Genomic DNA, 21,568 nt, shown 5'->3' on the forward strand with positions numbered 1-21,568 from the left:
TAGTTTAGCTATGTGCCATCCCCGTACACCATCCGTCCGTTCGCATCGCACACCGACCGCGCCCAGTGCGTGGCGTTGCAGGAACTCACCTGGGGCCAGGGCTTCACCGAGAAGATTCCCGCCGCCATGCTGCTCGTCGCGCAGAAGACGGGCGGCGTCTGCGCCGGCGCCTTCGACGCCGACGGACGCATGCTCGGCTTCGTGTTCGGCGTCACCGGTGTGCAGGACGGGGAGCTCATGCATTGGTCCGACATGCTGGCGGTGCATCCCGACGCCCGCGGCCAGCACCTCGGCGAGCAGCTTAAGGCCTTCCAGCGCGACCACTGCCGCGCGCTGGGCATCAAGCACATCTATTGGACGTATGATCCGCTCGTCGCACGCAACGCGCACCTGAACCTCGCGCGCATGGGCGCACGCGTGCGCGAGTTCGTGCCGGCCATGTATGGCGAAGGCACGAACTCGCCGCTGCAGGGCGACATGCCGACCGACCGTTTCGTGGTGGCTTGGGCAGTGGATCCCGTCGATGCGGCGGCGCCGCTCCATGGCCTGCCTGCGGAGGCCGTGCAAGCCGTCGATGCCGCCGGCAATCCCGCCGCCGCGTGGCCGGACGCAACGCACGTCGTCGTGCGCGCCCCGCGCGACATCACCGCACTCGCCGCCACCGATCTCGACGCCGCGCGGCGTTGGCGCTTCGGCACGCGCGCTGCCTTTCAGCACTACCTCGGCCACGGCTATCACGTGGCCGGCTTCGTCGCCGATGATGACGGCGGCAGTTACCTGATTTCCCGGACGGCCCCGTGATCCGACTCGACCGCATCGTCCTCCGCGAAATCCGGCTGCCGCTGCGCGAGCCGTTCCGCATCTCGTCCGGCGAGATGCGCGAGCGTCGGATCTTGCTGCTCGAACTCTTTGACGCTGCCGGTGCACATGCATGGGCCGAATGCGTCGTGGATGACGCGCCCAACTACTCGTCGGAAACCATCGACACCGCGTGGCCGACGATCGTGCGCTGGCTCGCGCCGCGGCTCCTCGGCGCATCGGTCGCGCACACCGACGTGCACGCGCTGCTCGAGCGCGACGTGCGTGGGCACAACATGGCCAAGGCCGCCCTCGAGATGGGCTGTTGGAATCTCGCGGCGCTGGAGGCCGGCCTGCCACTCGCGCGCCTCCTCGGCGGCACGCGCACGGAGATCGCCACCGGCATTTCGCTCGGCATCCAGCGCGACATCCACACGCTCGTGGCCAAGGCGACCGAATCGCTGGCTGCGGGGTACCAGAAGGTGAAGATCAAGATTGCGCCCGGCCGCGACGTCGAGTGGGTGGCCGCGGTGCGCCACGCCGTCGGTGACGATGCGCATCTCATGGCCGACGCCAACAACGCCTACACGCTCGCCGATGCCGACCGGCTCGCGCAGCTGGATGCGCTGCACCTGATGATGATCGAACAACCGCTGGCCCACGACGACCTCGTGCGGCATGCGGAGCTGCAGCGCCGGCTCCGCACGCCGCTCTGCCTCGACGAATCCATCACCTCGCTCGAGCGTGCGCAGGACATGCACACGCTGCGGGCGGGGCGCATCGTGAACATCAAGCCGGGCCGCGTCGGCGGCTTCGCGCAGAGCGTCGCCATCCATGATTTCTGCGAGGAACACGGCATCCCCGTGTGGTGCGGCGGCATGCTCGAGAGCGGCATCGGCCGCGCGTACAACGTTGCGCTGGCCTCACTGCCCAACTTCACCCTGCCGGGCGATCTCTCACCCAGCGCTCGCTACTGGACGCAGGACGTCGTCACACCCGAATGGACCATGGACGCCCACGGAATGGTGCGTGTCCCGCTTGACGCCCCGGGACTCGGTGTCGCCGTGGACGACGCCCGCATCCGCGCACTGACCGTGCGCACGGAGGAGCTTCGCGCGTGACCCCTGCCCTGCCGGAATCCATCACCTCGCAGTTCACCGATGCCGAGCGAACGCTGCTGATCGAACTGCGCCGCTCGCTGCACCGCCGACCCGAACTCTCCTGGAAGGAGTCGCAGACGCAGGCGCGCCTGCGCGAAGCGCTGCTCGACATCGGCATCACGGACATCCGTGAGACGGCAAGCACCGGGCTCGTCGCGCACATCCCCGGTCGCTCGGTATCCGGCCCGGCGGTCGCCATCCGCGGGGACATCGATGCCCTGCCGATCCAGGAAGAGACCGGACTGCCGTTCACGTCGATGCACGCCGGCGTGATGCACGCCTGCGGACACGACATGCACGCGGCGTGGGCCGTGGGCGCGGGCCTGTTGATCGCCAAGCAGCCCGCGGTGGGCGAGGTCCGGGTTCTGCTTCAGCCCGCCGAGGAGCTGGGGGAAGGCGCACCGCGCGTACTCACTGACGGCGCACTCGAGGGCGTCGGGGCGATCTTCGGCGGCCACGTCGACTGGCGCTTCGAGGTCGGCCAGGTGGTCGCAACGCCCGGGCCGCTCGCGGCGAGCACGGACACCTTCGAGATCACGTTCCACGGCAAGGGTGGCCACGGCGCGCGCCCGCAGGACACGCACGACCCCATCGTCGGCATGGCGGCCTTCGTCAGCGACGTCCAAACCATCGTTTCGCGCCGGCTCGATCCGGCGCTGCCCGGCGTCGTCACGGTCGGCATGTTGCACGCAGGCTCGGCGCCGAACGTCATTCCGGAAACCGCGACGTGCGGCGGGACCATCCGCGCCACGACACCGGAGTCGCGCGCGCTGCTCGTTGCCGAGATCGAACGCCTCGCGCATGCCGTCGCCGCGGCGCATCGCCTGACGGCGACCGTGCAGGTCACGCAGGGTACGCCGCCGTTGATGAACAGCCCGCGCGCCGCCGAGTGGGCGCAGGACGCGGTACGCGAGCTCCTCGGGGACGACGCGCTGCGGAAGCTGCCGCTGGCCAACATGGGCGGCGAGGATTTTGCGTTCTACACGGAGCGCATCGAAGGCTGCTTCATGCGCATCGGCACCTGGCGAGAGGGCCGTGAGCGGCATGGCGTGCACACGCCGCGCTTCAATCCCGACGAGGACTCGTTGCTGCTCGCGTCGGCGGTGCTGGCAGAGAGCGCGCGCCGCGCCAGCGCAGCCCTGCATTCCGCAGCATGATCGTCGCCGCGTCGCCGGAAGCCATCGCGAGCGCAGCGGCCATCATCCGCGCCGGTGGCTTGGTCGCCATGCCGACGGAGACCGTCTATGGCCTCGCGGGTAACGCACTCGATCCCGCAAGCATCGCGCGCATCTATGCGGCGAAGGGGCGTCCCGCGTACAATCCGCTGATCGCCCATGTGGCCGACGCCGCACAGGCCCAGACGCTGGCCGCGGAGTGGCCCGAGATGGCGCGCGCGTTGGCCGCGAAGTTCTGGCCGGGCCCCCTCACGTTGGTGGTGCGTCGAAAGGCCATCGTCCCGTCGGAGCTAACGGCCGGGCTCGACACCTTCGGCGTGCGCGTGCCGGATCACCCGGTCGCGTTGGCCCTGATCCGTGCCGCTGGCGTGCCGCTCGCGGCGCCGAGTGCGAATCGCTTCACGGAAGTCTCGCCCGTCACGGCCGCACAGGTCGCGCGGGGACTCAGCTCCGCGGTAGACATGATCCTCGACGCCGGACACACGCGCGTGGGCATCGAGAGCACGGTCGTCGATGTGAGCGGTGGTCGGCCCGTGTTGCTGCGCCCCGGGATGATCACGCAGCAGGAGATCGAGGCCATCGTCGGTCCGGTGTCGCGCCACCGCGGCGGCGGTCGCGACGATGCGGCACGCCCGGCGCCGGGCATGATTGCACGGCACTACGCGCCGCGCGCGCGCGTCGAACGCGTGGCCATCGGTCGTATGCAGGCCGCGCTTGATGCAGCGCGGCAGGCCGGCGGCGCGGCAGCGATTGGTTGCCTCGTGCACTCGCATGCCGTGCCGGCGGGTCTCGCCTTCGCACGACGCATGCCAGACGCGCCCGAGGGCTATGCGGCGGCATTGTACGACGCCCTGCACGACGCCGACGCCGCGGGCTGCACGCTGTTGCTGGTCGAAGACCTGCCGGACGAGCCCGCGTGGGAGGCCCTCCGCGATCGCCTCACACGCGCGGCCCATCCCATGTAGTTTCTAGGGTATGCTGACTCTCGATCTCACGGGCAAGCGTGCCCTCGTCGCCGGGGTCGCCGATGACGGCGGCTTCGGCTTTGCCATCGCCAAGGCGCTCATCGAAGCGGGCGCGACCGTCTGCGTCGCCACCTGGCCGCCGGCGCTCAACATCTTCCTCAACCTGCTCGAGCGCGGGAAGATGGATGAGTCGCGCAAGCTCAAGGACGGCACGCTGCTCAACTTCGAGAAGATCTATCCGCTCGACGCCGTCTTCGACACGCTCGAGGACGCACCGCAGGAGCTGCGCGAGAGCAAGCGCTACAAGGACGTCGGGGACTTCTCCATCGCCGGACTCGCCGCACGCGTGCAGGCGGACTTCGGGGCGCAGCCGCTCGACATCCTCGTGCATTCGCTGGCCAACGGCCCGGAAGTGAAGAAGCCGCTCATGGAGACCTCGCGCGCGGGCTACCTCGCGGCGGTCAGCGCCAGCGCCTACTCGCTGGTCTCGATGGTGCGGCACTTCGGGCCACTGATGCGCCGCGGGGGCAGCGTCGCGTCGCTCACGTACATGGCCAGCGAGCGCGCGATTCCCGGCTACGGCGGCGGCATGAGCTCGGCGAAGGCCGCGCTCGAGAGCGACACGCGCGTGCTCGCGTTCGAAGCGGGGCGCAAGTACGGCATCCGCATCAACACCGTCTCGGCGGGCCCCTACGCGTCGCGCGCCGCGAGCGCGATCGGCATCATCGACAACATGGTGAAGTACTGCCAGACGAACACGCCGTTGCCCGAGGTGTTGGAAGCCGTCGAGGTGGGCCACGCGACGGCCTTCCTGTGCTCACCGCTCGCGAGCGGCATCACCGGCGCGACGGTGTATGTCGACAAGGGCTACCACTCCATGGGCATGGCGGTGGATGGCGCCACCGTACCGACATTCGGCGCCTAACGCAGATCAATCGCCGAGGCGACGGGCCGGCATCCAGTTCCGCACGATGCCCGTCGCCACGGCCACGCCGCCGAGGATGAACCCGCAGCCTACGAGCATGGTCGCGGTCGCGGATTCGTCGAGGAAGAGCCAGCCCCAGATCATCCCGAACAGCGGGATCAGGTAGGTCACGGCCATCGCGCTCGTCGGCCCGGCATTGGCGAGGAGGCGAAAGTACAGCACGTAGCCCAGCGCCGTGCCGCCCACCGCCAGCGCGAGGACGCTGCCCCACGCCGCTGCACTCGGCATCGTCGTCGGACGCAACATGAGCGTCGGGATGGCAAGCAAGACCACCGACGCGAGCAACGACCCGCCCGAGATCGCCAGCGAACTCATGCCCGGCAGCAGGCGCCGCGTGAGATGCGCCGAGAGCGCGTAGAGGGTTGAGCCGGTCAAGGCAGCGGCGATGGCGAGCGTCTCGCCGCCGACACTGAGCTTCGGCGCCACAAGGATGACGACGCCGACGAATCCGACGAAGAGCCCCACGCCGCGATCGATGCCCAGCTTCTCGCCGAACACGACCCGCCCGATCAACGCGCCCCAGAGCGGCACCGTGGCGTTAAGCACCGCCGCGAATCCCGCGGGCACCGTGCGCGTCGCATAGGCGAACAGCGCGAACGGCACGGCCGTGTTGATGGCGCCGATCATGAACAGCTGCCGCCAGCGCCCGCGGAAGGCGCTGAGCTCGCCGCGTGCCGCCATCCAGCCAAGCAACAGCGCCGCGGCGATGAGCACGCGCACCTCCACCAGCGCAATCGGTCCGAACTCCGGGACCGCGATGCGGATGAAGAGGAACGCGGCACCCCACAGGGCACCGAGCAGGACAAGGTCCAGTCCGTCGCGACGCTGCACGCCGAAGTGTAATCCGAAGCCGTGACATCCGCGTGTCCGCGGTGTAGCCTATGTCGGGAGGTGACGATGCGACTCCACCCGATGCTGGCGATGCTGCTTGGCGTGCTTTCCCTCACGCCTGCACCGACGGTCTCTGCGCAGAGCTCCGTCCGCATCGTGCCGCGCCTCGGAAGCGTCGCCGGATACGTGGTCGACACCGATGGGCGCCCGCTCGAGGGCGTCCCCGTCGTCATCCCCACCGCCGCCGCGCGCGCCACGACGGACGCCGAGGGGTTCTTCCTCCTGCGCGGCATCGCCTCCGGCCGGCACCAGCTCTTCGTGCGGCAGATCGGTTTCCGCCCCGCGGTCACCGACATCGACGTCGAGGCCGATCGCACGTTGAACCTGCGCATCGACCTCCGCCGCCTGGCCGTCGAGCTCGACCCTGTCGTGGTGCAGGCTTACGTGCTCAACGAACTCTCGGGACTGGTCACGGACGTCTATGAACGCCCGATTCCCGGCGCAGTCATCGAAATCGTCGGATTGGGCGTGAAGACCGAGACGCAGGACCAAGGCCGTTTTCTCCTGGTGGACCTCGCGCCGGGCAACTATGTGCTCCAGATTCGCGCGCTCGGGTACCGCGTGGCGCAGTTCGGCCTCCGCATGCTGCCGCAGATGGAGCGCGACCTCACGTTCCGGTTGCGTACCGCGTCCCTCGAGGACGAACTGCAGATTCCGCGCGCGGTCGAAGTCGCGAACGAGGCGAATCGGCGGCTCGGACTTCGCGGAGGGCGCGCCGTGATCATCGGGCGCGAGCAGCTGGAGCGCCACGGTAGCGCACCGCTCGGCGTCGCGCTGGCGGGAACCGAAGCCGCGCTCGTCTTCAATCAAGTCGGCGGAAGCTGCATCCTCTTGAATGGCTCGGAACCGCTGACCATCGGCAGTGCGAGTCGACAGTCGTCGCGGCAATCGCCCGGGTCCGGCAACCTCTTCAATGCAGGTGGCTGGCTCGGCTTCTTTCGCGCCGACGAGGTCGCGCTGATCGAGCTGTACCCGGAAGGCAGTGAGAACTCGCGGACGCTCTGCGGACGCTTCCCGCCGAGCTCCGGCTGCTCGTGTCCGCCGGAGCCGTCCGGCATCGTGCTGTGGCTGCAACGCTGACGCAAACCCTTCCGTGACATTCCGTGCCCTACGGGGTATCGTCAGCATCTGGAGACTCACGCATGACACTCGGTGAACTGCAGCGCTTGCTGTTCCCTCTCGCGCTCCTCGCGGTCTCGGCCGTCGCCGAGGCGCAGGAGACGCCTGCCCCGCGCGATTCCATACCGCGCGGGGCCATCGCCGGCGTTGTGCGCGACGAACGTGGCCAGCCGATCGCCGACGCCCGCGTCGGCATCGAAGCGCTGGCCATACAGACGCGCACGGACTCGGCCGGACGCTTCGTGCTCGCGGGCCTCCCGGCGCGCAGCGTCGACGTCGTCGTGCGCTTTCTCGGCTACCGCCCCGCCATCGCCACGGTCACGGTACCGGCCGAGCGCACGCTCAACCTCGGCATCGCACTCGTGCCCACGGCGGAGCGCCTGGATGCCGTGGTCATTCGGGAGGCCATCCTGAACCAAGTGGCCGGCCTCGTCACCACCGACGCGGGACAGCCGATTCCCGGCGTGCTCGTGGACGTCCTCGGATTGAATCGCCGCATCACGACGAATGAGGACGGACGTTTCCTGCTCACGGACCTCAATCCGGGTTCGTACATCCTGCAGTTCCGCCTGAGCGGCTACCGCGTCTCGCAGTACGCCCTGCGCATGGTGCCGCAGATCGACCGCGACATCACCATCAAGCTACGTCCTCTCGAACGTGGCGATCGGTTCTCGCCCGAAGTCGCGGCGCAGGTCGCGCTGGAGACGAACCAGCGCATCGGGTTTCGCGGTGCGCTCTCGATGGTCATCGGCCGCGACGAGCTCGAGCGCTGGGATACCGCGCCGCTCGGGGTCGCCTTGGGCGGCAGCCGCGCGGCCCTCATGCTCCAGAACCTACCGACGGCCTGCCTGCTCTTGAACGGCTACGAGCCACTTGTCACGCAGACCGCCGGTTCGGGGTTCGTGAGTGCGCAGTCGATGAGCCGGACGCCGACGTCGATCGAACCAGCGGGCGTTTCCGGGGGAGGGGCCGCCGGCCTGCCAACGTCACGTGCCGGCGGATGGCTGAACCACTTCCGGGCCAACGAGGTCGAGATGGTCGAGCTCTACGAGCCCGGCAGCGAGAACTCCCGCACCATGTGCCAGCGCTTCCCCCCGAGCACGGGCTGCTCCTGCCCGCCGGAACCAGGGGGCATCATCATCTGGCTCAAGCGGTAGTCGAGCGAGCGCCCGTCGATCAGCGCGGCACCTCGCGCGCGCGCAGCGCCTCGATCTCCCGCAGCATGCCAGCCACGCTGGCCTCGACGATCACCCGCCCCTTCTCGACCGTCGCGAGCGTCGCGTCGCCCCACACGCCGCTCGCGGAATAGGTGCCGCGTCCGCTCGGATTGCGCGTCAATCCGCCTTCACCGCGCGGCGAGTCATCCTTCACGGCCTTCCGCATGTCCACCCGTTCCGGCGCCATGTATAGGATCGCCGACGTCTCCGACTCGTCGGCATGCGTCCCGCGCAGCTGCTGGCTCACGCGTGCCTCGGCTTCCCCCGCGACCTCGATGATGTTCGTGTACTCGAACAGGATGCCCTCGGCCCGCAGGATCTCCGCCGAGGCGGCGAGCGGACGCAGCGTCGAGACCCCGGTGTTGAGCACGTAGAACTTGCGCGGGCCGTACGCGGCGAGGCTGCGCACGATATCGACGATGACATCGCGCGCCGTTTCGAAGCGCAGCGTCGTCGATCCCGGATACTCCACGAACGATGGATAGAAGTGGTAGTTCACGGTCGGCGCGACGATCACGTCTGCGGCGGCGAGGACGCGCCGGCGATAGTACTCTGCCAACGTCCGGTCGTTGTCCAGCCGCAGGTGCGGACCGTGCTCCTTGGCCTCGGCGCCAAGCGGGATCACGACGATCGCGTCGCGCGTGAGCACCTGCTCGGCTTCCAGCCACGTGAGGTCGCCAAGCACGAGTCCGCGCTGACCGGCCGCCGGCTGCGGCCGCTGGGCCGCGAGTGCTGTCGAGACGCCCAACACGAGCAGCCACGCAACCACGGACGGACGCAGCATCGGACGACCCCCGCTACGGAGTGACGGTCACCTGCACGGAATCGACGGCCCGGTCGGAGCGGATCACCAGCCACGTGCTGCCCGCGGCGACCGCTGCAAAGGTATACGTGCCCGTCGTGTTCGGCGTGAAGGTGCTGCTCAGCACACCCGGCGTTCGAAGCGTGACTGTGGCGCGGGCCATCGCATGCTGCAGGCCCTGCACGGCGAACCCGCGCGCATCGCGCGACGCGCTCCGCACATTGAGGGTTGCGCCGACCGCCAGCGGCACCGCGCTGCAGGCCACCGGCGCCGCAACACTGCCGCAGGAGAGGCGCAGCGTGTCCACGAGCTGCCCCACCACGATGCTGCGGCCAACGACGACTTCCTCGTTGAAGCGCGCGCCGACGGCGAGGGTCTTGAGCTCCGCCGACATCGCGTTGGTCGCGAGGAACTCGCCGTTGAAGAGGTGTTGGAGCTGCGTGGCGGGCGCGAGAATGTCGTTGGGGTCCGTCACGCGCCATTGGATCGACAGCGTGGATTGGTCGATCGGCGGATCGCGCTCAATGGTGGCCTGGAACCGCTGGCCGATGGCGAAGACGGTGTCCGGGACGCCGACCAGCCGCATCGGGTACGGCGATCCCGGATCGAAGGGATTGCTGCGCTCGAACGGCGGTTCGAGCGTGCAGGCCGAGAGGACGACCAGCAACGCAAGACGTCGCAGCATCGGGCGCATCACCGCGACCTCCGACGCGCGCCGACGTCCTGGACGTCCGCGATGCGACGCTTGTGGCGCCATTCCATGAACACGCCTTCAATGGCCGCGTAGCTCCAGACCGAGATGGCGCCGATCGTCATGGCGTTGCCGATGTTGCGCGTGAGGTCTGCCCGGCGGTAGTCGGCCGCGGCCGGGGTGCTCGTCGAGCCGGTGTTCGCGAGGTAGTCGTCGTAGGCGCTGCGCGAGTACGCATGCAGGCCCTGCGCTGCCGCGAACGCGCCGACCGTCGCCAGCAGCAAGGTCTGCCCGAAGGCGCGGCGACCGGGCGTGATGATCTGGCCGCCGCCCGGCACCAGACCCGCGGCGGCAACAAGCGGCAAGCGCAGCGACGTGCAGCGCGCCTGCGGCCGTACGCGATCGAGGATGCGGTGCATCTCGTCCGGCGCACCGGCCGTCATGCGGAGGCAGGGATAGAACGCGGCCACATCCGTCAACAAGGCCGTGGCGTCTTCGTCGTAGCCGTAGGCCACGAAGGTCGCGGCGCCGAGCACCATGCCATCCCGCACCTCCGGCGCGCGCGGCAGCGGCGTGCGCGCGAGTCGACCGAGCACGGTTGACGTCGCGAGCCCCCACGCGCCCGCGCGAAACTCCGCGTGCGCACGACGCAGCACGGTATCGCGCGGCTCGGGGAACTCGAGCGTCAGCGCATCGAGCGGCCGCGCGCCGTCATGTCCGAGCTGACGCGCACGCCACGGTTGGAACTGTGCCCATACCGCGCGGGCGAGTTCCGGCGGGACGCGCAGGATATCCGGGGCATCGTCCACGGGACTCGACACGAACAGCGAGAGATCGGCCGTGCGACCGTCATCGTACGGCGCGAATGCGTCGACCGGCACATACAGCCGAACCTGGCGCGTGTCGTCCTCAACCACGGCACCGATGGCGTGCTTCCGGACCGGCGCGCTGCCCAGAAGTACCTCGGGAATCAGCTCGCCGTCGCGCCGGAGTTCCGCGCGCGTGGCATCGTAGACCGGATTGTACGCCGGCGGCACGCCGAACACCGCACCGCGCGTGATGGCCGCGAAGCGCGCGAGCTGCCCGCGCGCGCAGTCGATGCGCACCGGATCGGCGGGGAGGATCGTGAAAGCGACCGTGGGTCGCGCGGCGGCGGCGGAGTCGAACGCTGCCCATGGGCGCATTGCCGCCGCCGAATCGATGACCGCATCGGGGTACTGCAGCACGGGTTGGCATCCGCGCGCATGCCGCACCACCAAGCTGTCCGGCGCCAGCACGTCCAAGGCCATCGGGGTCACGACGAGCACTTGATACCGCTGTCCCATCAACAGGAACGACGAGCCGAAGCGCCCATGCTCACGTACCTCGGCGCGCCACTGCGTGAACGCCGTGTCGCGCGGCCCCGCCGTCAGCACCGAGTCAGGTGCCGTCGGCGCGCGCTGCGACGTCGCAACGCGCGGCTGCGCGGCCGAGAGCGCACAGGCCAGCGCCAGCAGCAGCGCGGACGACGGGAGCGCCCGGCGCCCGCCCTTGCCGTCAGGGCTCGTCGCCACTCGGGCCATAGATCTGCGGCACCGTCGATCCCATCGGCCGCAAGTACGTCGTGATCTGCCCGCGGTGATGCACGAGGTCGAACAGGAAGCTCCAGGCCATCGGCGACGCCGGGCGCTTGCGACCGAAAAAATCGATCTCGCCGTTCCAGCGATCCGCCGGCACCTGCGCCCAGCGCGTGGGCAAGGTGTTCGCCAGCTCCTCGTACGCAGCAATCACCTCGCGCATCGTTGCCGGGACGGCCGGCGCGCTTGGCGGCTTCATCACGCCGGTCTCGACACCGTCGATGATCATCCGCTCCTCGTTCACGATCTGCCACGCGATCTCCTGCGCGGTACGCGACTTCGGATCGGGCCGGTACGTCGAGCCCTCCGGGATCCGCGAGATGACGCGCAACGTGGTCTTGGTCTCGTGCGTCCAGAACCTCGTGAACAACTCCTGCTCGGTCATCGCAGCTCCTTGGTGAACATCTCGACGGCGTTGTCGCCGTCGTTGTACTCGCGCAGCCCAACTCCGCTGTACCCCATGGCGGCGTGAAATGCCACGGACCCGGGATTCGGCGGCCGGAGATTCACCTCCAGGGCGATGCGCGGCCATCGTTCTGCCGCCCGGGCGTGCAGGTCATCATACAGCGCCCGCCCGATCCCGCGCCGCTGCGCGCGCGCGGCCACCGCCACCCGGTCCAGATACAGGAACGCGTCGAAGCGTTCGCCGAACCAGTTGTAATTGTCGCTCCAATACGAGCGGCCGGAGGGGATGCAAATCACGAAGCCGAGGATGCCCTCGGCATCCTCGGCCACCGTGTAGTGCGCACTCATCGCGACGATCTGCGCCAGCGTGTCGGCGCTGAGTTCGTTGACGTGCGGCACGCTCGCGTTGTTGAGGGCCAGCACCGCCGCCGCATCGGCGGCGGTGCCAGGTCTCAGCGCGAACCCGCTCACGCGGCCGCCGCCTCCGCATGGTCGTCGTCCATCACGATGTCATCGTCCGCCACCGGTCCGCGCGCCGGCTCCGGCAAGTCCGTGCTCGGGACAATCGGCTCCTGGCGCGCCGAACGCAGCTGGCGGTTGAAGCGCTCGAGATCCTCGCGCAGGACCTTGTCGAGCCGGTCCGTCTGCACCTTGAGCATCGCCGAGACTTCGTTGTAGACGGCGATGGTCTGGTCCGTCGGGCGGTACGGGCCGGAGCCCGCGACGCCGGCGAGGGCCGCGATCTTGTTGTTGATGCGGATCGGGAAGTTGAGCGGATCCTGCGAGCTCTGGTTCCGGACCTGGTAGATCTCCTCTTCGATCGCCGCGAGCGAGCGCAGCAGCTCGTCGGCGTTGCGCCGCAGGCGCGGCACGGCCGCGACGCGCGCCTCGATCTGCGCGCGTACGTTACGGATCGTGCGCACGGCGTTGTTCGCCTCGGAGGTCTTGTCGCGCACCTGGATGAGGAAGTCGAACTGCGCCTGCAGGTCGGCCGCCGTCGCCGTGGTGCGCGGATCGTTGAGCAAGTTCACGCGCGCCGTCTGCGTCTCGCTGCCGACGGTGAGGCGCACCGTGTACGTGCCCGCCGGAGCCACCGGCCCCGTCGTGCTGCCCGCCCACATGATCATGCCCGGGAAGGTCACGGCATCGGGGTAGCGCATGTTCCAGACGAACTGGTTGAGGCCCACGGCATTGCCCGGGCGCTGCGCCGCGGCGGGCCCGCCGCGACCACCGCCCGGTCCGGCAGGCGCACCCTCGGCGGGACGCACGGGCTGGCCGTCGTTCTCGTAGCTCTTGATCACGCTGCCATTCGCCGCGAGGAACTCCAGCTTCACTGGCTGGTTCGCGTCCTTGATGTGGTAATAGACCACGACGCCGCTCGGCGGATTCTGCCCGGGCCGGCTCGCCGCCGCCTGCTGGTTGCCGCCGCCGCCGAAGCCCCCGCCGCCCCAGTTGATGCGGTAGGCATCGCGCGGCTGGAACAGATGCGCCGGCTTCGCCGCGATCTGCGGCGTGTACTGCCGGATCGCCGACAGGTCGTCGAGGATCCAGAACGAGCGGCCGTGCGTGCCCGCCACGAGATCGCCTTCCTTCACGACGAGGTCGTGCACGGGCACCGGCGGCAGGTTGAGCTGCAGCGGCTGCCAGATCGCGCCGTCATTGAAGCTCACGTACACGCCGCGCTCCGTGCCGGCGTAGAGCAAGCCGCGGCGCTCGGGGTCGTGGCGGATGACGCGCGTGAAGTGCTCGGCGTCGATGCCCGTGACGATCTTCGTCCACGTCGCGCCGAAGTCCGTGGTCTTCCAGAGCGACGGGCGGAAGTCGTCGAGCTGGAATCGGTTCGCCGCGACGTAGGCCGTGCCTTCGTCGAACGACGACGCATCGATGATGCTCACGCGCGCGAAGTCGCCGATGTCGCGCGGCGTGATGTTCGTCCAGTTGGCGCCGGCGTCGCGGGTGATCCAAATGTATCCATCATCGGTGCCGGCCCAGAGGATGCTCCGGTTCTTCGGCGACTCGGCCAGTGTGAAGATCGTACCGTAGGTCTCGACACCCGTCTGGTCCTTCGTGATCGGACCGCCCGACGCACCCATCGTACGCGGATCGCGACGCGCGAGCTCCGGCGAGATCATCGTGAAGCTCTGGCCTTCGTTCGTGCTCTTGAAGAGCCGGCTGCCGCCGACGTAGAGCACCGACGGGTCGTGCTGCGAGACCACGATCGGGAAAGTCCACTGGAAGCGGTACTGGATGTCTTCCGAGCTGTGGCCCATCGGATTGAGCGGCCAGGCATTGATGTTTCGCTCGAGGCCCGTGCGCATGTCCTTGCGCGTCAGATAGCCCGAGTACGAGCCCGCGAAGATGATGTCCGGATTCGCCGGGTTCGCCGTCACGTAGCCCGACTCGCCACCGCCCGCATCCTGCCAGTCGGCGATCGTGATGTTGCCTTCCTTCCGGCTCGGTCCGCAGAGCGTCGAGTTGTCCTGCTGCGCGCCGCAGACCCAGTACGGGAAGTGGTTCGTCGTCGACACGTGGTACATCTGCGCCGTGGCGAACTCCTGGTCGGTCCACGTGCGGCCGCCCGTGAAGCTCACGTTCGCGCCGCCGTCGTTCGCCTGCACCATGCGCATCGGATCGTTCGGCGCGATCCACATGTCGTGGTTGTCACCATGCGGCACCTGGATCTGCTGCCGGAACGTGCGGCCACCGTCGGTGCTGCGGAAGAACTGCACGTTCAAGCCGTAGACGACGTTCGTGTCCTTGGGATCCGCGTAGATCTTGCTGTAGTACCACGCGCGCTGCCGCAGCGAGCGGTCGCGGTTCAGCCATTCCCACGTTTGGCCACCGTCGTCGGAGCGGTACACGCCACCCGAGTCGTTCTCGATGATGGCCCACACGCGCCGCGAGTTGGCCGGCGACACCGCGAGCCCGACCTTGCCCCACACGCCGCGCGGCAGGCCGCGGTTCGCCGTGAGCTCGGTCCACGTCGCGCCGCCATCGGTGGTCTTCATGATGCCGCCGCCCGGGCCGCCCGAATTGAGCATCCACGGCCGCCGATACGCGTGCCAGAACGCCGCATACAGCGTGTTCGGGTCATTCGGATCCATGATCAGGTCGCTGATGCCCGTCGAGTCGTTGCGGTAAAGAATGCGCTGCCAGTTCTTGCCGCCGTCCACGCTCTTGTAGACGCCGCGCTCCGGATTGTTGCCGAACGCATGGCCCAGCGCGCCGACGTAGACGATGTCCGGATTGGTCGGATGCACGCGCACGCGGGCGATGTGCCGCGTCTCGCGCAGCCCCATCAGCTGCCAGGTGCGGCCGCCGTCGGTGGTCTTCCAAAGGCCGTCCCCGTGCGAGGTGTTGCCGCGGATGTGCGTCTCGCCGCCGCCTACGTACACGATGTCCGGATTCGACTCCGCCACGGCGATGGCGCCGATCGTCCCGCCGAAGGCGTTGTCGGTCGACGGCTGCCAGTTCATGCCGCCGTCGGTGGTCTTCCACACGCCGCCGCCCGTGGTGCCCATCCAGTACTCGAGGGGCCGAGACGAAGAGCCGGCCACGGCGACGGATCGACCGCCGCGGGCGGGGCCGAGTTCGCGCCAGCGCAGGGCGCGGAAGGCGGTGGAGTCCGCGGACTGCGCGGCCAGCGCATCCGGGAGGGCGAGGGCGACCGCGCCAAGCAGCGCGAGCGAACGGGGCAACCACTTCCGGACTGACACGTGCGAGACCTCCGACAGGGTGGGGAACCTCGGGACCCAGCAGCATGATTGTAGCAGTGCAAGCCGCCGGCGACGAGTAGATTCCGCTCGCAGCGTCGACACCGCCTCCGCCATCTGCCTTCTGTCCCTATGCGCATCACTACGCTCGCCCTCCTCGCTCCGTTCGCGCTCGTCGCCTGTGGCGGCGAGAACGCCTCCCAAGCCGCCGACGCCAACGCCCCGCTGGCGGTCGTCTCCGAAGGGCTCAGCACCCCTGAGTCCGTCCTCTGGGACGCCACGCGCAACGTGTGGTATGTGAGCAACATCAATGGCTCGCCGCTGGGCAAGGACGACAACGGCTACATCGTCCGCCTCTCGGCGGATGGCGCCAAGCTCGACAGTGTGCCGTTCATCAACGGCGCAGATGCCGACATCACGCTGAACGCCCCCAAGGGCATGGCCCTCGTCGGCGACACGCTCTGGGTGGCCGACATCGACGCCGTGCGTGCGTTCGACGTCAACACGGGGAACGCCGTCACCTCGCTCGAGCTCGGCGCGCAGAACGCGACCTTCCTCAACGACGTCGCCGTCGCGGGCGACGGCACGATCTACATCACGGATTCCGGCATCAGCTTCAACGCCGATGGCTCCGTCTCGCACCCGGGCAAGAGCCGGGTGTTCGCGCTCGTCGGGCGCAACGCCCGCGAGGCCGTCGTCCTCCCCGCGCAGTCGGCGGCCAACGGCATCGCGTTCGACGCCGGCAACAACCGCTGGCTCATCGTCGGCTTCAACTCGCCGAGCGTCTTTGGCTGGACCGCCGGCACCGACAGCGTCACCGTGCTCGGCAGCGGCCCCGGCGGCGGCGACGGCATCGTCATCCTCAAGGACGGCCGCGCGCTGTACTCGAGCTGGGCGGATTCGTCGCTGTATGTCTTCGAGAACGGCACCTCGACCAAGCTCCGTGGCGGCCTCAACGCCCCCGCCGACATCGGCTACGACCCGCGCCGCCACATCGTGGCCGTGCCGTTGTTCACCGAGAATCGCGTCGAACTCTGGCAGCTCAAGTAAGCCCCGTGCCGAATCGTCCCTTCACGGCGGCATGGGCGGAGGCATTCCAGTCGGCCATCGAGGCCGATGACGCCTATCGCAGCGCCGCCGCGAAGTGGACCTGGCCCGTCGCGCTGATCCTCAGCCCCGCGCCAGAGCTCGGATTTCCCGACGCCGTCGCCGTCGAGCTGCAGCTCGATCGGGGACGCTGCGGCGGCGCGCAGGTCGTGCCCGCCGACGCCGTGACGGCGCCCATCGCACTCACGGCGCCGTACGCCGTGTGGAAGTCCGTCGTGCGCGGCGAACTCGATCCCATTGTCGGCGTCACGCGCGGCAAGATTGCGGTCCGCGGATCCCTCGCCACATTGATGATGCACGCCCGCGCCGCCACCGCCCTGGTCGCCTGCGCGAAGGCGGTGCCGACGGAGTTTCCCGACGAGGAGTGAGCGATGCCCCTGGTGCAGCGTGAAGCCGAGAGCGCGTACTTCGAGCTCTATCGCAAGGCCAAGCAACTGCACTGGGATCCGGCCACGATCGACCTCCGGGCCGATCGCGCGCAATGGGAGCACATCCGCCGCGACTTCGCCGCCGAGCAGTTCCCCGAGCAGATTCTCCGCCTGACGTCGCTGTTCTATGAAGGCGAGGAGTCCGTCACCAAGACGCTCGCGCCCTTCTGTTCCGCCGTCTCGCGCCTCGGACTCGGCATCGACAAGGAGCTCTTCCTCACGACGCAACTCTACGAGGAAGCCAAGCACTTCGAGTTCTTCGCCCGCTACTTCCGCGAGGTCTTCGAGGAAGACGGCAGCATCACGCGGCAGTACATGACGCCGGCCCCGCAGGCGGTGCTCGTCGCCGATCTCGAGGAGGTCACCGAGCGATTGCGGCGCGAGGACGATCCCGTGCAGTTGCGCGCGACCTTCGCCGAGGCGGTCACGCACTATATGGGCGTCGTCGAGGCGATGCTCGCTCGCACCGGATACGTGGGTGCGCACGATGCGCTCGCCGCCCGTGGCTGGCTGCCGGGCCTGCAGGAGGGCTATCGGCTCATCAAGCGCGACGAGGGCCGCCATGTGAGTTTCGGCATGCGCTGCATCGCCGAGCTGACGTCGGCCCATCCGGAACTGAAGCCGGTCGTCCAAGGCGTGTTCGAGCGGCACCTGCCCAACGTGCTCGCCACGGTGCAGGAGTTCGATTATCCGACGCCGCTCGTGGATCTCGACAAGCTCACGGCGTACGCGCTCGCGCAATACGAGCGCTTTGCGGCCGCCGCGGGGCTCGACGGCAGCACCGCCGACCTCGACGCACTCAGCGCCGAGGACTGAGCGGCCTCACGGCGTGCGACAGGGCTCCTGCTTCGCCTCGAGCCCGCCGTGCAGCACGTCCCCCGCACGCACGACCGTGATGTCTCCGCTCGCAGTGATCAGCACGAGCGTGTCACCGGCGGCACGGCGAATCGCCGGCGTGGCCAACACGCCCACGAGCTCCGGTGGAGCGGACACGCGCCAGCATCCGTCGAGGACGGGCAGTACCATCGGCGCGGCCACCATCGGGGCCGCCATAGGCGCCGCCGCGCGGGCGGGCGCCTGACGTGCGGACGCCCGCGACTCATCGGACACCGCCGCCGCGCGTGTCGCGCGCGCCGCGCGGGCGCGCTCCTGCTCTGCGGCGAGTTCGGCACTGCGTCGCGCCGCCACATCCTCTTCGGCTCGTTGCGCCACGGGGGGCGGCGCGGCAGGCGGTGCTGCCGGCGGAGCCGCTTCGGACGCCACTCCTGCGGCACCCGCACCTGACGGCAGCGTATTGATTGACTGAGCGGCTGCCTCGGCCGCCGGGCGCGCCACGCCGATCGGTGGCACCTCACTCGGCGGCTGTACGCGATCGCCAGCCCGACCGACTTGCACGCCCGGTGCGGTGTCCGTGATCGTCGGTGACGGCGACGGTGACGAGACCACACCGAACGGCGCCGTGCTCTGCTCGCGCAGCACGTACGCGGTACCCGCGACCAACACAAGTCCCGCCGCCACGCCCATCCAGGACGCAACACGGAAGCCACGGCGCGCCACGGCAGGCGCTGCCTTCCCACCCGCCGGCTTCGCGTGGGGCACGGCATCCAGCGCGCCGAGAATCCGCGAGCTCGCCGCAATCAGGCCGCGTGCCTCGGCCACCGCCGCCGCCCACTCCGCGTCCGTCGCCACCAGCCGCTCGAGGCGCGCCGACTCTTCCGGCGTGCACTCACCGTCCAGCCACTGGTGGATCAACCCTTCGTCAGGACGCGACATCCGCGCCTCCCCGGCCACCGGCCGCCAAGTCTTCGTATGACTCTGCCAGACGACGCCGCGCACGCGAGAGCGTCGTGCCGACGGAGCTCTTCTCGATGCCGAGCACGTCGGCAATCTCTTGGTAGTCCAACCCTTCTTCCTTGAGCAGCAACGCCTGGCGGTCCCGCTCGGTCAGTGATGCCAACGCTTGGCGCGCCATCCGCAGCTGCTCCGCGCGATCCGCGGTCTGCTCCGCCTCTGGCTCTTGCGCCTCGCGCTGCTCGGCAGCCATCAGTTCGAGGTGCCGGCGGTTGCGCGCATCGCGCCGCGCTCCGTCACGCACCAGGTTGTGCGCCACCGCGAAGACCCATGCGCGTTCGTTCACGATCGTCTCCTGCCGCAGGGCACGGACGAACGTCTCCTGCGCCACCTCTTCCGCCCAATCGCGGTCGCCAAGCCGGCGCGTGAGATACCGCACCAGCGTTGCGTGGTAGGTGACGAAGAGCCGTTCGGCCGTGTCCATCGGCGCCCTACCAGTCCCGCGCCACCGCGGCGAGCTCCGCGGCGCTCAGCCGTTCCGCGCCATCCGCCGCCAACACGACGGTCACGGCGCGCCCGCGCACCTCGACGTTGTCGCCGAGCGCAAAGGCCTCTCGCAGGTCAGGCGTGCGGTCCATGAGGGCGAAGTATGCATCCGAATAGGGACGCACGCGCAGCGTGCGGGCCTGCGCGGCCTCGGCGCGCGCATCCACCCAGGTGCTGTCGCGGAGCACGAACAGGCGATTCGCCGCGCGCCGCGTCCGCGCGCCATCCATCGACCGATCCGCCTCGGCCATCGAGCGCGCGCTGCGCTGCGCGGCGGCGGCACGCGCTTCCTCGAAGGCCGTCGGCGCCGGCGGTGCGGCCGGCGCTGCGCCCGCGCCCATGGTCGCCATCGGCATCGCACGTGGTTGCCCACGCCCAGGCCGCGGCGCGTTATCCACGACCATGCCGGGTTCCAGCACGAGGTACGACGTGAGGACCGTCGGAATGCCCCAGCGCTCGCCGAGCGTCTTGAGTTCCTCATCCACCTCGGCCGATGGCCCGCTCTTGCGCCGCTCGGCGCTCAACCAGCCCACGCGTTGCGTCGCCCAGAGGCGTCCGACGAACGCGTCCTGCGTGCGCTGCGCGGGAAATCGCGCCACGGTCGACCACTGCACCGGCCCCTGGGCGCCCCGCCCCGCAACCGTCAGGCGCACCGCATCGGCATCGCCGCGATACTTCGCGAGAATCGTCAGCTCCTGCCCGGCAAAGAGGTCGATCCGACCCGCCGGCATCACCTGCGTCAGCGTCACGCCCTCGGCGCGCACGCGCAGGTCCGTGGCGACGGGCCGCGTGATGCGCTGCGCGACGACCCCGACGATCCGCTCCACGTCCTCCTGCGGCCGCACGAAGTGCGCCGTGCCGGCGCCATCGAGCGCGAGCCGCTCGAGCAATGACGCGTTCACGTCTGCGCCGAGCCCGAAGGTGAACACGCGACGCTCGCCGCGCTCCCGCGACGCATAGGCCGCGAGGCGATCGGCGTTCTGCTCACCGACCGTCGGCTCGCCATCCGTGAGGAAGAGGAGCAGGCCGAGGCGGCCGGCGGGTGTGTCCGCTTCGAGCCCGCGCGCGAGCGCCGCACCGATGTTCGTGCCGCCCACGGCGGCGAGACCGTCGAGCCATTCCTCAGCTGCCCGCAGGTTCGCGGGCGTCGCGGCGCTCCACGCATCGGCGAAGTCCGTCACGTCACTCGAGAAGGCCACGAGCCGGAACCGATCGCTGCGGCCGAGGCTGTTGAGCAACTGCCGACCCGCCGCCTTGGCCTGGCGCAGCTTCTCGCCGCTCATCGAACCCGACACATCGATCACGAAGGTGATGTCGCGGGGCGTGGCGGGGCCCGTCTGTGCGGGCGGCGCCAAGGTGATGAGCACGTAGCCGTCATCGCGGCGCGGCGCATGCGTGAGTACGGTCATCGCCGCACCGCTGCCGCGCACCGGCAGCAACAGCGTGACGGTGCCGACGGCATCCTCCACGCGGGCCACACGCCGGCGCTCCACCGCCGACGCAGCCCGCACGTCGTGCGTGGGCGACCAGGCATCGCCGAAACCGTCGCCCTGCGGCCACTCGAAGGCGAGCGTCGTACCGCCTCCCTGCGTGCCTTGGCCACGCGGGGCCGGCACGTCGATCCGCAGCGCGTCGCCTTCACGCTCGGCAACGGCGCGGAACCGTACGGTCACCGTGCGCGTCTCTCCGGGCTGGATCGGGAAGATGCGCGTGCGCAGCACGCCGTGATCCATCCACTCGACCAGTGCGGGATCGCGCTGCCGGCGCACGATCTCTTCGTAGATGCGCCGCGCCTCGCCGGCGCCGCGGATCTCGCCTGTCACCATCTCGCCGTCGATCATCAACGCGAGATCTTCGAAGGCCGCGCCTCGCGGCAGCGGTAGCACGTAGTCGGCCTCGCCGATCGTGCGCCCGCGGTTGGTCCAGCGCTCGGTCACCTCGTAGGCGAGCACGCGCCCCTCGAGCACTACGCGCACGTCGCGCCCCGTACGCACGACGCGTCCGTCCACGGGACATGGAGGCTGCGGGCAGGGTGCCGCGACACAGGTACGTGTCTCGCAGGGCACAGGCCGCGCCTGCGCGCTCGTCGCGCGGGCGGTCAACATCAGCGGTAACACCATCAAGGCGGCGCGGACTGCGCCAGTCATTCGGCCGATCAC

General features: G+C 69.5%; 20 protein-coding genes. 10 read left to right on the top strand and 10 right to left on the bottom strand.

The window, feature by feature from the left end; all coding sequences use genetic code 11:
- The first annotated feature begins 12 nt into the window (after positions 1-12).
- Genes Strain318_RS14620 through Strain318_RS14640 form a run of 5 tightly spaced genes read left to right on the top strand, consistent with a single transcriptional unit; the run spans position 13 to position 5,023 of the window.
- Positions 13-801, top strand: coding sequence for a GNAT family N-acetyltransferase (locus Strain318_RS14620; RefSeq protein ID WP_367886421.1), 789 nt, complete (start codon positions 13-15; stop codon positions 799-801).
- Positions 798-1,919, top strand: coding sequence for an o-succinylbenzoate synthase (menC, locus tag Strain318_RS14625; RefSeq protein WP_367886422.1), 1,122 nt, complete (start codon positions 798-800; stop codon positions 1,917-1,919). The genes Strain318_RS14620 and menC overlap by 4 nt, the downstream gene beginning before the upstream one ends.
- Positions 1,916-3,115: a M20 metallopeptidase family protein gene (locus Strain318_RS14630; RefSeq protein WP_367886423.1), complete on the top strand. Its 1,200-nt coding sequence runs from the start codon at positions 1,916-1,918 to the stop codon at positions 3,113-3,115. The genes menC and Strain318_RS14630 overlap by 4 nt, the downstream gene beginning before the upstream one ends.
- Positions 3,112-4,098 (top strand): L-threonylcarbamoyladenylate synthase, encoded by a 987-nt coding sequence (locus Strain318_RS14635; RefSeq protein WP_367886424.1) that lies wholly within the window; start codon positions 3,112-3,114, stop codon positions 4,096-4,098. Before Strain318_RS14630 ends, Strain318_RS14635 begins: the two co-directional genes overlap by 4 nt.
- 10 nt (positions 4,099-4,108) lie before the next feature.
- Positions 4,109-5,023, top strand: coding sequence for an enoyl-[acyl-carrier-protein] reductase (locus tag Strain318_RS14640; RefSeq protein ID WP_367886425.1), 915 nt, complete (start codon positions 4,109-4,111; stop codon positions 5,021-5,023).
- 6 nt (positions 5,024-5,029) lie between these two features.
- Here the strand turns inward: Strain318_RS14640 and Strain318_RS14645 are convergent, their stop codons facing one another.
- Positions 5,030-5,914: a DMT family transporter gene (locus Strain318_RS14645; protein WP_367886426.1), complete on the bottom strand. Its 885-nt coding sequence runs from the start codon at positions 5,912-5,914 to the stop codon at positions 5,030-5,032.
- Positions 5,915-5,980: 66 nt separating this feature from the next.
- Between Strain318_RS14645 and Strain318_RS14650 the strand changes: the two genes are divergently transcribed.
- Positions 5,981-7,054: a carboxypeptidase regulatory-like domain-containing protein gene (locus tag Strain318_RS14650; protein ID WP_367886427.1), complete on the top strand. Its 1,074-nt coding sequence runs from the start codon at positions 5,981-5,983 to the stop codon at positions 7,052-7,054.
- Between the two features lie 62 nt (positions 7,055-7,116).
- On the top strand, positions 7,117-8,250 hold the full coding sequence (locus tag Strain318_RS14655) for a carboxypeptidase regulatory-like domain-containing protein (RefSeq protein ID WP_367886428.1): 1,134 nt from the start codon (positions 7,117-7,119) through the stop codon (positions 8,248-8,250).
- Positions 8,251-8,269: 19 nt separating this feature from the next.
- On the opposite strand, the gene Strain318_RS14660 is transcribed toward Strain318_RS14655, so the two are convergent.
- From Strain318_RS14660 to Strain318_RS14685, 6 genes are read right to left on the bottom strand one after another with little or no spacing between them, the layout of a single operon-like run.
- Complete coding sequence (locus Strain318_RS14660) at positions 8,270-9,094, bottom strand: creatininase family protein (protein ID WP_367886429.1); 825 nt, start codon at positions 9,092-9,094, stop codon at positions 8,270-8,272.
- Between the two features lie 13 nt (positions 9,095-9,107).
- Positions 9,108-9,797, bottom strand: coding sequence for a hypothetical protein (locus Strain318_RS14665; protein ID WP_367886430.1), 690 nt, complete (start codon positions 9,795-9,797; stop codon positions 9,108-9,110).
- A gap of 8 nt (positions 9,798-9,805) precedes the next feature.
- Complete coding sequence (locus Strain318_RS14670; protein WP_367886431.1) at positions 9,806-11,356, bottom strand: hypothetical protein; 1,551 nt, start codon at positions 11,354-11,356, stop codon at positions 9,806-9,808.
- Positions 11,340-11,804 (bottom strand): DinB family protein, encoded by a 465-nt coding sequence (locus tag Strain318_RS14675; RefSeq protein WP_367886432.1) that lies wholly within the window; start codon positions 11,802-11,804, stop codon positions 11,340-11,342. Before Strain318_RS14675 ends, Strain318_RS14670 begins: the two co-directional genes overlap by 17 nt.
- Positions 11,801-12,295, bottom strand: coding sequence for a GNAT family N-acetyltransferase (locus Strain318_RS14680; RefSeq protein ID WP_367886433.1), 495 nt, complete (start codon positions 12,293-12,295; stop codon positions 11,801-11,803). Before Strain318_RS14680 ends, Strain318_RS14675 begins: the two co-directional genes overlap by 4 nt.
- Positions 12,292-15,540, bottom strand: a complete 3,249-nt coding sequence (locus Strain318_RS14685) for a WD40/YVTN/BNR-like repeat-containing protein (RefSeq protein ID WP_367886434.1) — start codon at positions 15,538-15,540, stop codon at positions 12,292-12,294. The genes Strain318_RS14680 and Strain318_RS14685 overlap by 4 nt, the downstream gene beginning before the upstream one ends.
- Positions 15,541-15,669: 129 nt before the next feature.
- Here Strain318_RS14685 and Strain318_RS14690 point away from each other — a divergent pair, with 129 nt between their 5' ends.
- The 3 genes from Strain318_RS14690 to Strain318_RS14700 are packed head-to-tail and all read left to right on the top strand — an operon-like array spanning position 15,670 to position 17,888.
- Positions 15,670-16,587, top strand: coding sequence for an SMP-30/gluconolactonase/LRE family protein (locus tag Strain318_RS14690; protein ID WP_367886435.1), 918 nt, complete (start codon positions 15,670-15,672; stop codon positions 16,585-16,587).
- A 5-nt stretch (positions 16,588-16,592) separates the two neighbouring features.
- Positions 16,593-17,012, top strand: a complete 420-nt coding sequence (locus Strain318_RS14695) for an SCP2 sterol-binding domain-containing protein (RefSeq protein WP_367886436.1) — start codon at positions 16,593-16,595, stop codon at positions 17,010-17,012.
- 3 nt (positions 17,013-17,015) lie between these two features.
- A complete protein-coding gene (locus Strain318_RS14700) occupies positions 17,016-17,888 on the top strand; it encodes a ribonucleotide-diphosphate reductase subunit beta (protein WP_367886437.1) in 873 nt (290 codons plus the stop codon).
- A 6-nt stretch (positions 17,889-17,894) separates the two neighbouring features.
- Here Strain318_RS14700 and Strain318_RS14705 read toward each other — a convergent pair whose 3' ends face one another.
- From Strain318_RS14705 to Strain318_RS14715, 3 genes are read right to left on the bottom strand one after another with little or no spacing between them, the layout of a single operon-like run.
- Entirely contained in the window at positions 17,895-18,845 is a 951-nt protein-coding gene (locus Strain318_RS14705; protein WP_367886438.1) for an anti-sigma factor family protein, read from the bottom strand.
- Positions 18,832-19,347, bottom strand: a complete 516-nt coding sequence (locus tag Strain318_RS14710; RefSeq protein WP_367886439.1) for a sigma-70 family RNA polymerase sigma factor — start codon at positions 19,345-19,347, stop codon at positions 18,832-18,834. The genes Strain318_RS14705 and Strain318_RS14710 overlap by 14 nt, the downstream gene beginning before the upstream one ends.
- Positions 19,348-19,354: 7 nt before the next feature.
- Complete coding sequence (locus Strain318_RS14715; protein ID WP_367886440.1) at positions 19,355-21,418, bottom strand: VIT domain-containing protein; 2,064 nt, start codon at positions 21,416-21,418, stop codon at positions 19,355-19,357.
- Positions 21,419-21,568 lie beyond the last annotated feature (150 nt).

The organism is Pseudogemmatithrix spongiicola, assembly GCF_030623445.1.
Taxonomy (GTDB): Bacteria; Gemmatimonadota; Gemmatimonadetes; order Gemmatimonadales; family Gemmatimonadaceae; genus Pseudogemmatithrix; species Pseudogemmatithrix spongiicola.

What these genes read in the sequence shown, in the direction of transcription:
- Strain318_RS14635 (WP_367886424.1), top strand. Translation starts at nt 3,112, where the DNA reads ATGATCGTCGCCGCGTCGCCGGAAGCCATCGCGAGCGCAGCGGCCATC.
- Strain318_RS14640 (WP_367886425.1), top strand. Translation starts at nt 4,109, where the DNA reads ATGCTGACTCTCGATCTCACGGGCAAGCGTGCCCTCGTCGCCGGGGTC.
- Strain318_RS14650 (WP_367886427.1), top strand. Translation starts at nt 5,981, where the DNA reads ATGCGACTCCACCCGATGCTGGCGATGCTGCTTGGCGTGCTTTCCCTC.
- Strain318_RS14655 (WP_367886428.1), top strand. Translation starts at nt 7,117, where the DNA reads ATGACACTCGGTGAACTGCAGCGCTTGCTGTTCCCTCTCGCGCTCCTC.
- Strain318_RS14660 (WP_367886429.1), bottom strand. Translation starts at nt 9,094, where the DNA reads ATGCTGCGTCCGTCCGTGGTTGCGTGGCTGCTCGTGTTGGGCGTCTCG.
- Strain318_RS14665 (WP_367886430.1), bottom strand. Translation starts at nt 9,797, where the DNA reads ATGCTGCGACGTCTTGCGTTGCTGGTCGTCCTCTCGGCCTGCACGCTC.
- Strain318_RS14675 (WP_367886432.1), bottom strand. Translation starts at nt 11,804, where the DNA reads ATGACCGAGCAGGAGTTGTTCACGAGGTTCTGGACGCACGAGACCAAG.
- Strain318_RS14690 (WP_367886435.1), top strand. Translation starts at nt 15,670, where the DNA reads ATGCGCATCACTACGCTCGCCCTCCTCGCTCCGTTCGCGCTCGTCGCC.
- Strain318_RS14700 (WP_367886437.1), top strand. Translation starts at nt 17,016, where the DNA reads ATGCCCCTGGTGCAGCGTGAAGCCGAGAGCGCGTACTTCGAGCTCTAT.
- Strain318_RS14705 (WP_367886438.1), bottom strand. Translation starts at nt 18,845, where the DNA reads ATGTCGCGTCCTGACGAAGGGTTGATCCACCAGTGGCTGGACGGTGAG.
- Strain318_RS14710 (WP_367886439.1), bottom strand. Translation starts at nt 19,347, where the DNA reads ATGGACACGGCCGAACGGCTCTTCGTCACCTACCACGCAACGCTGGTG.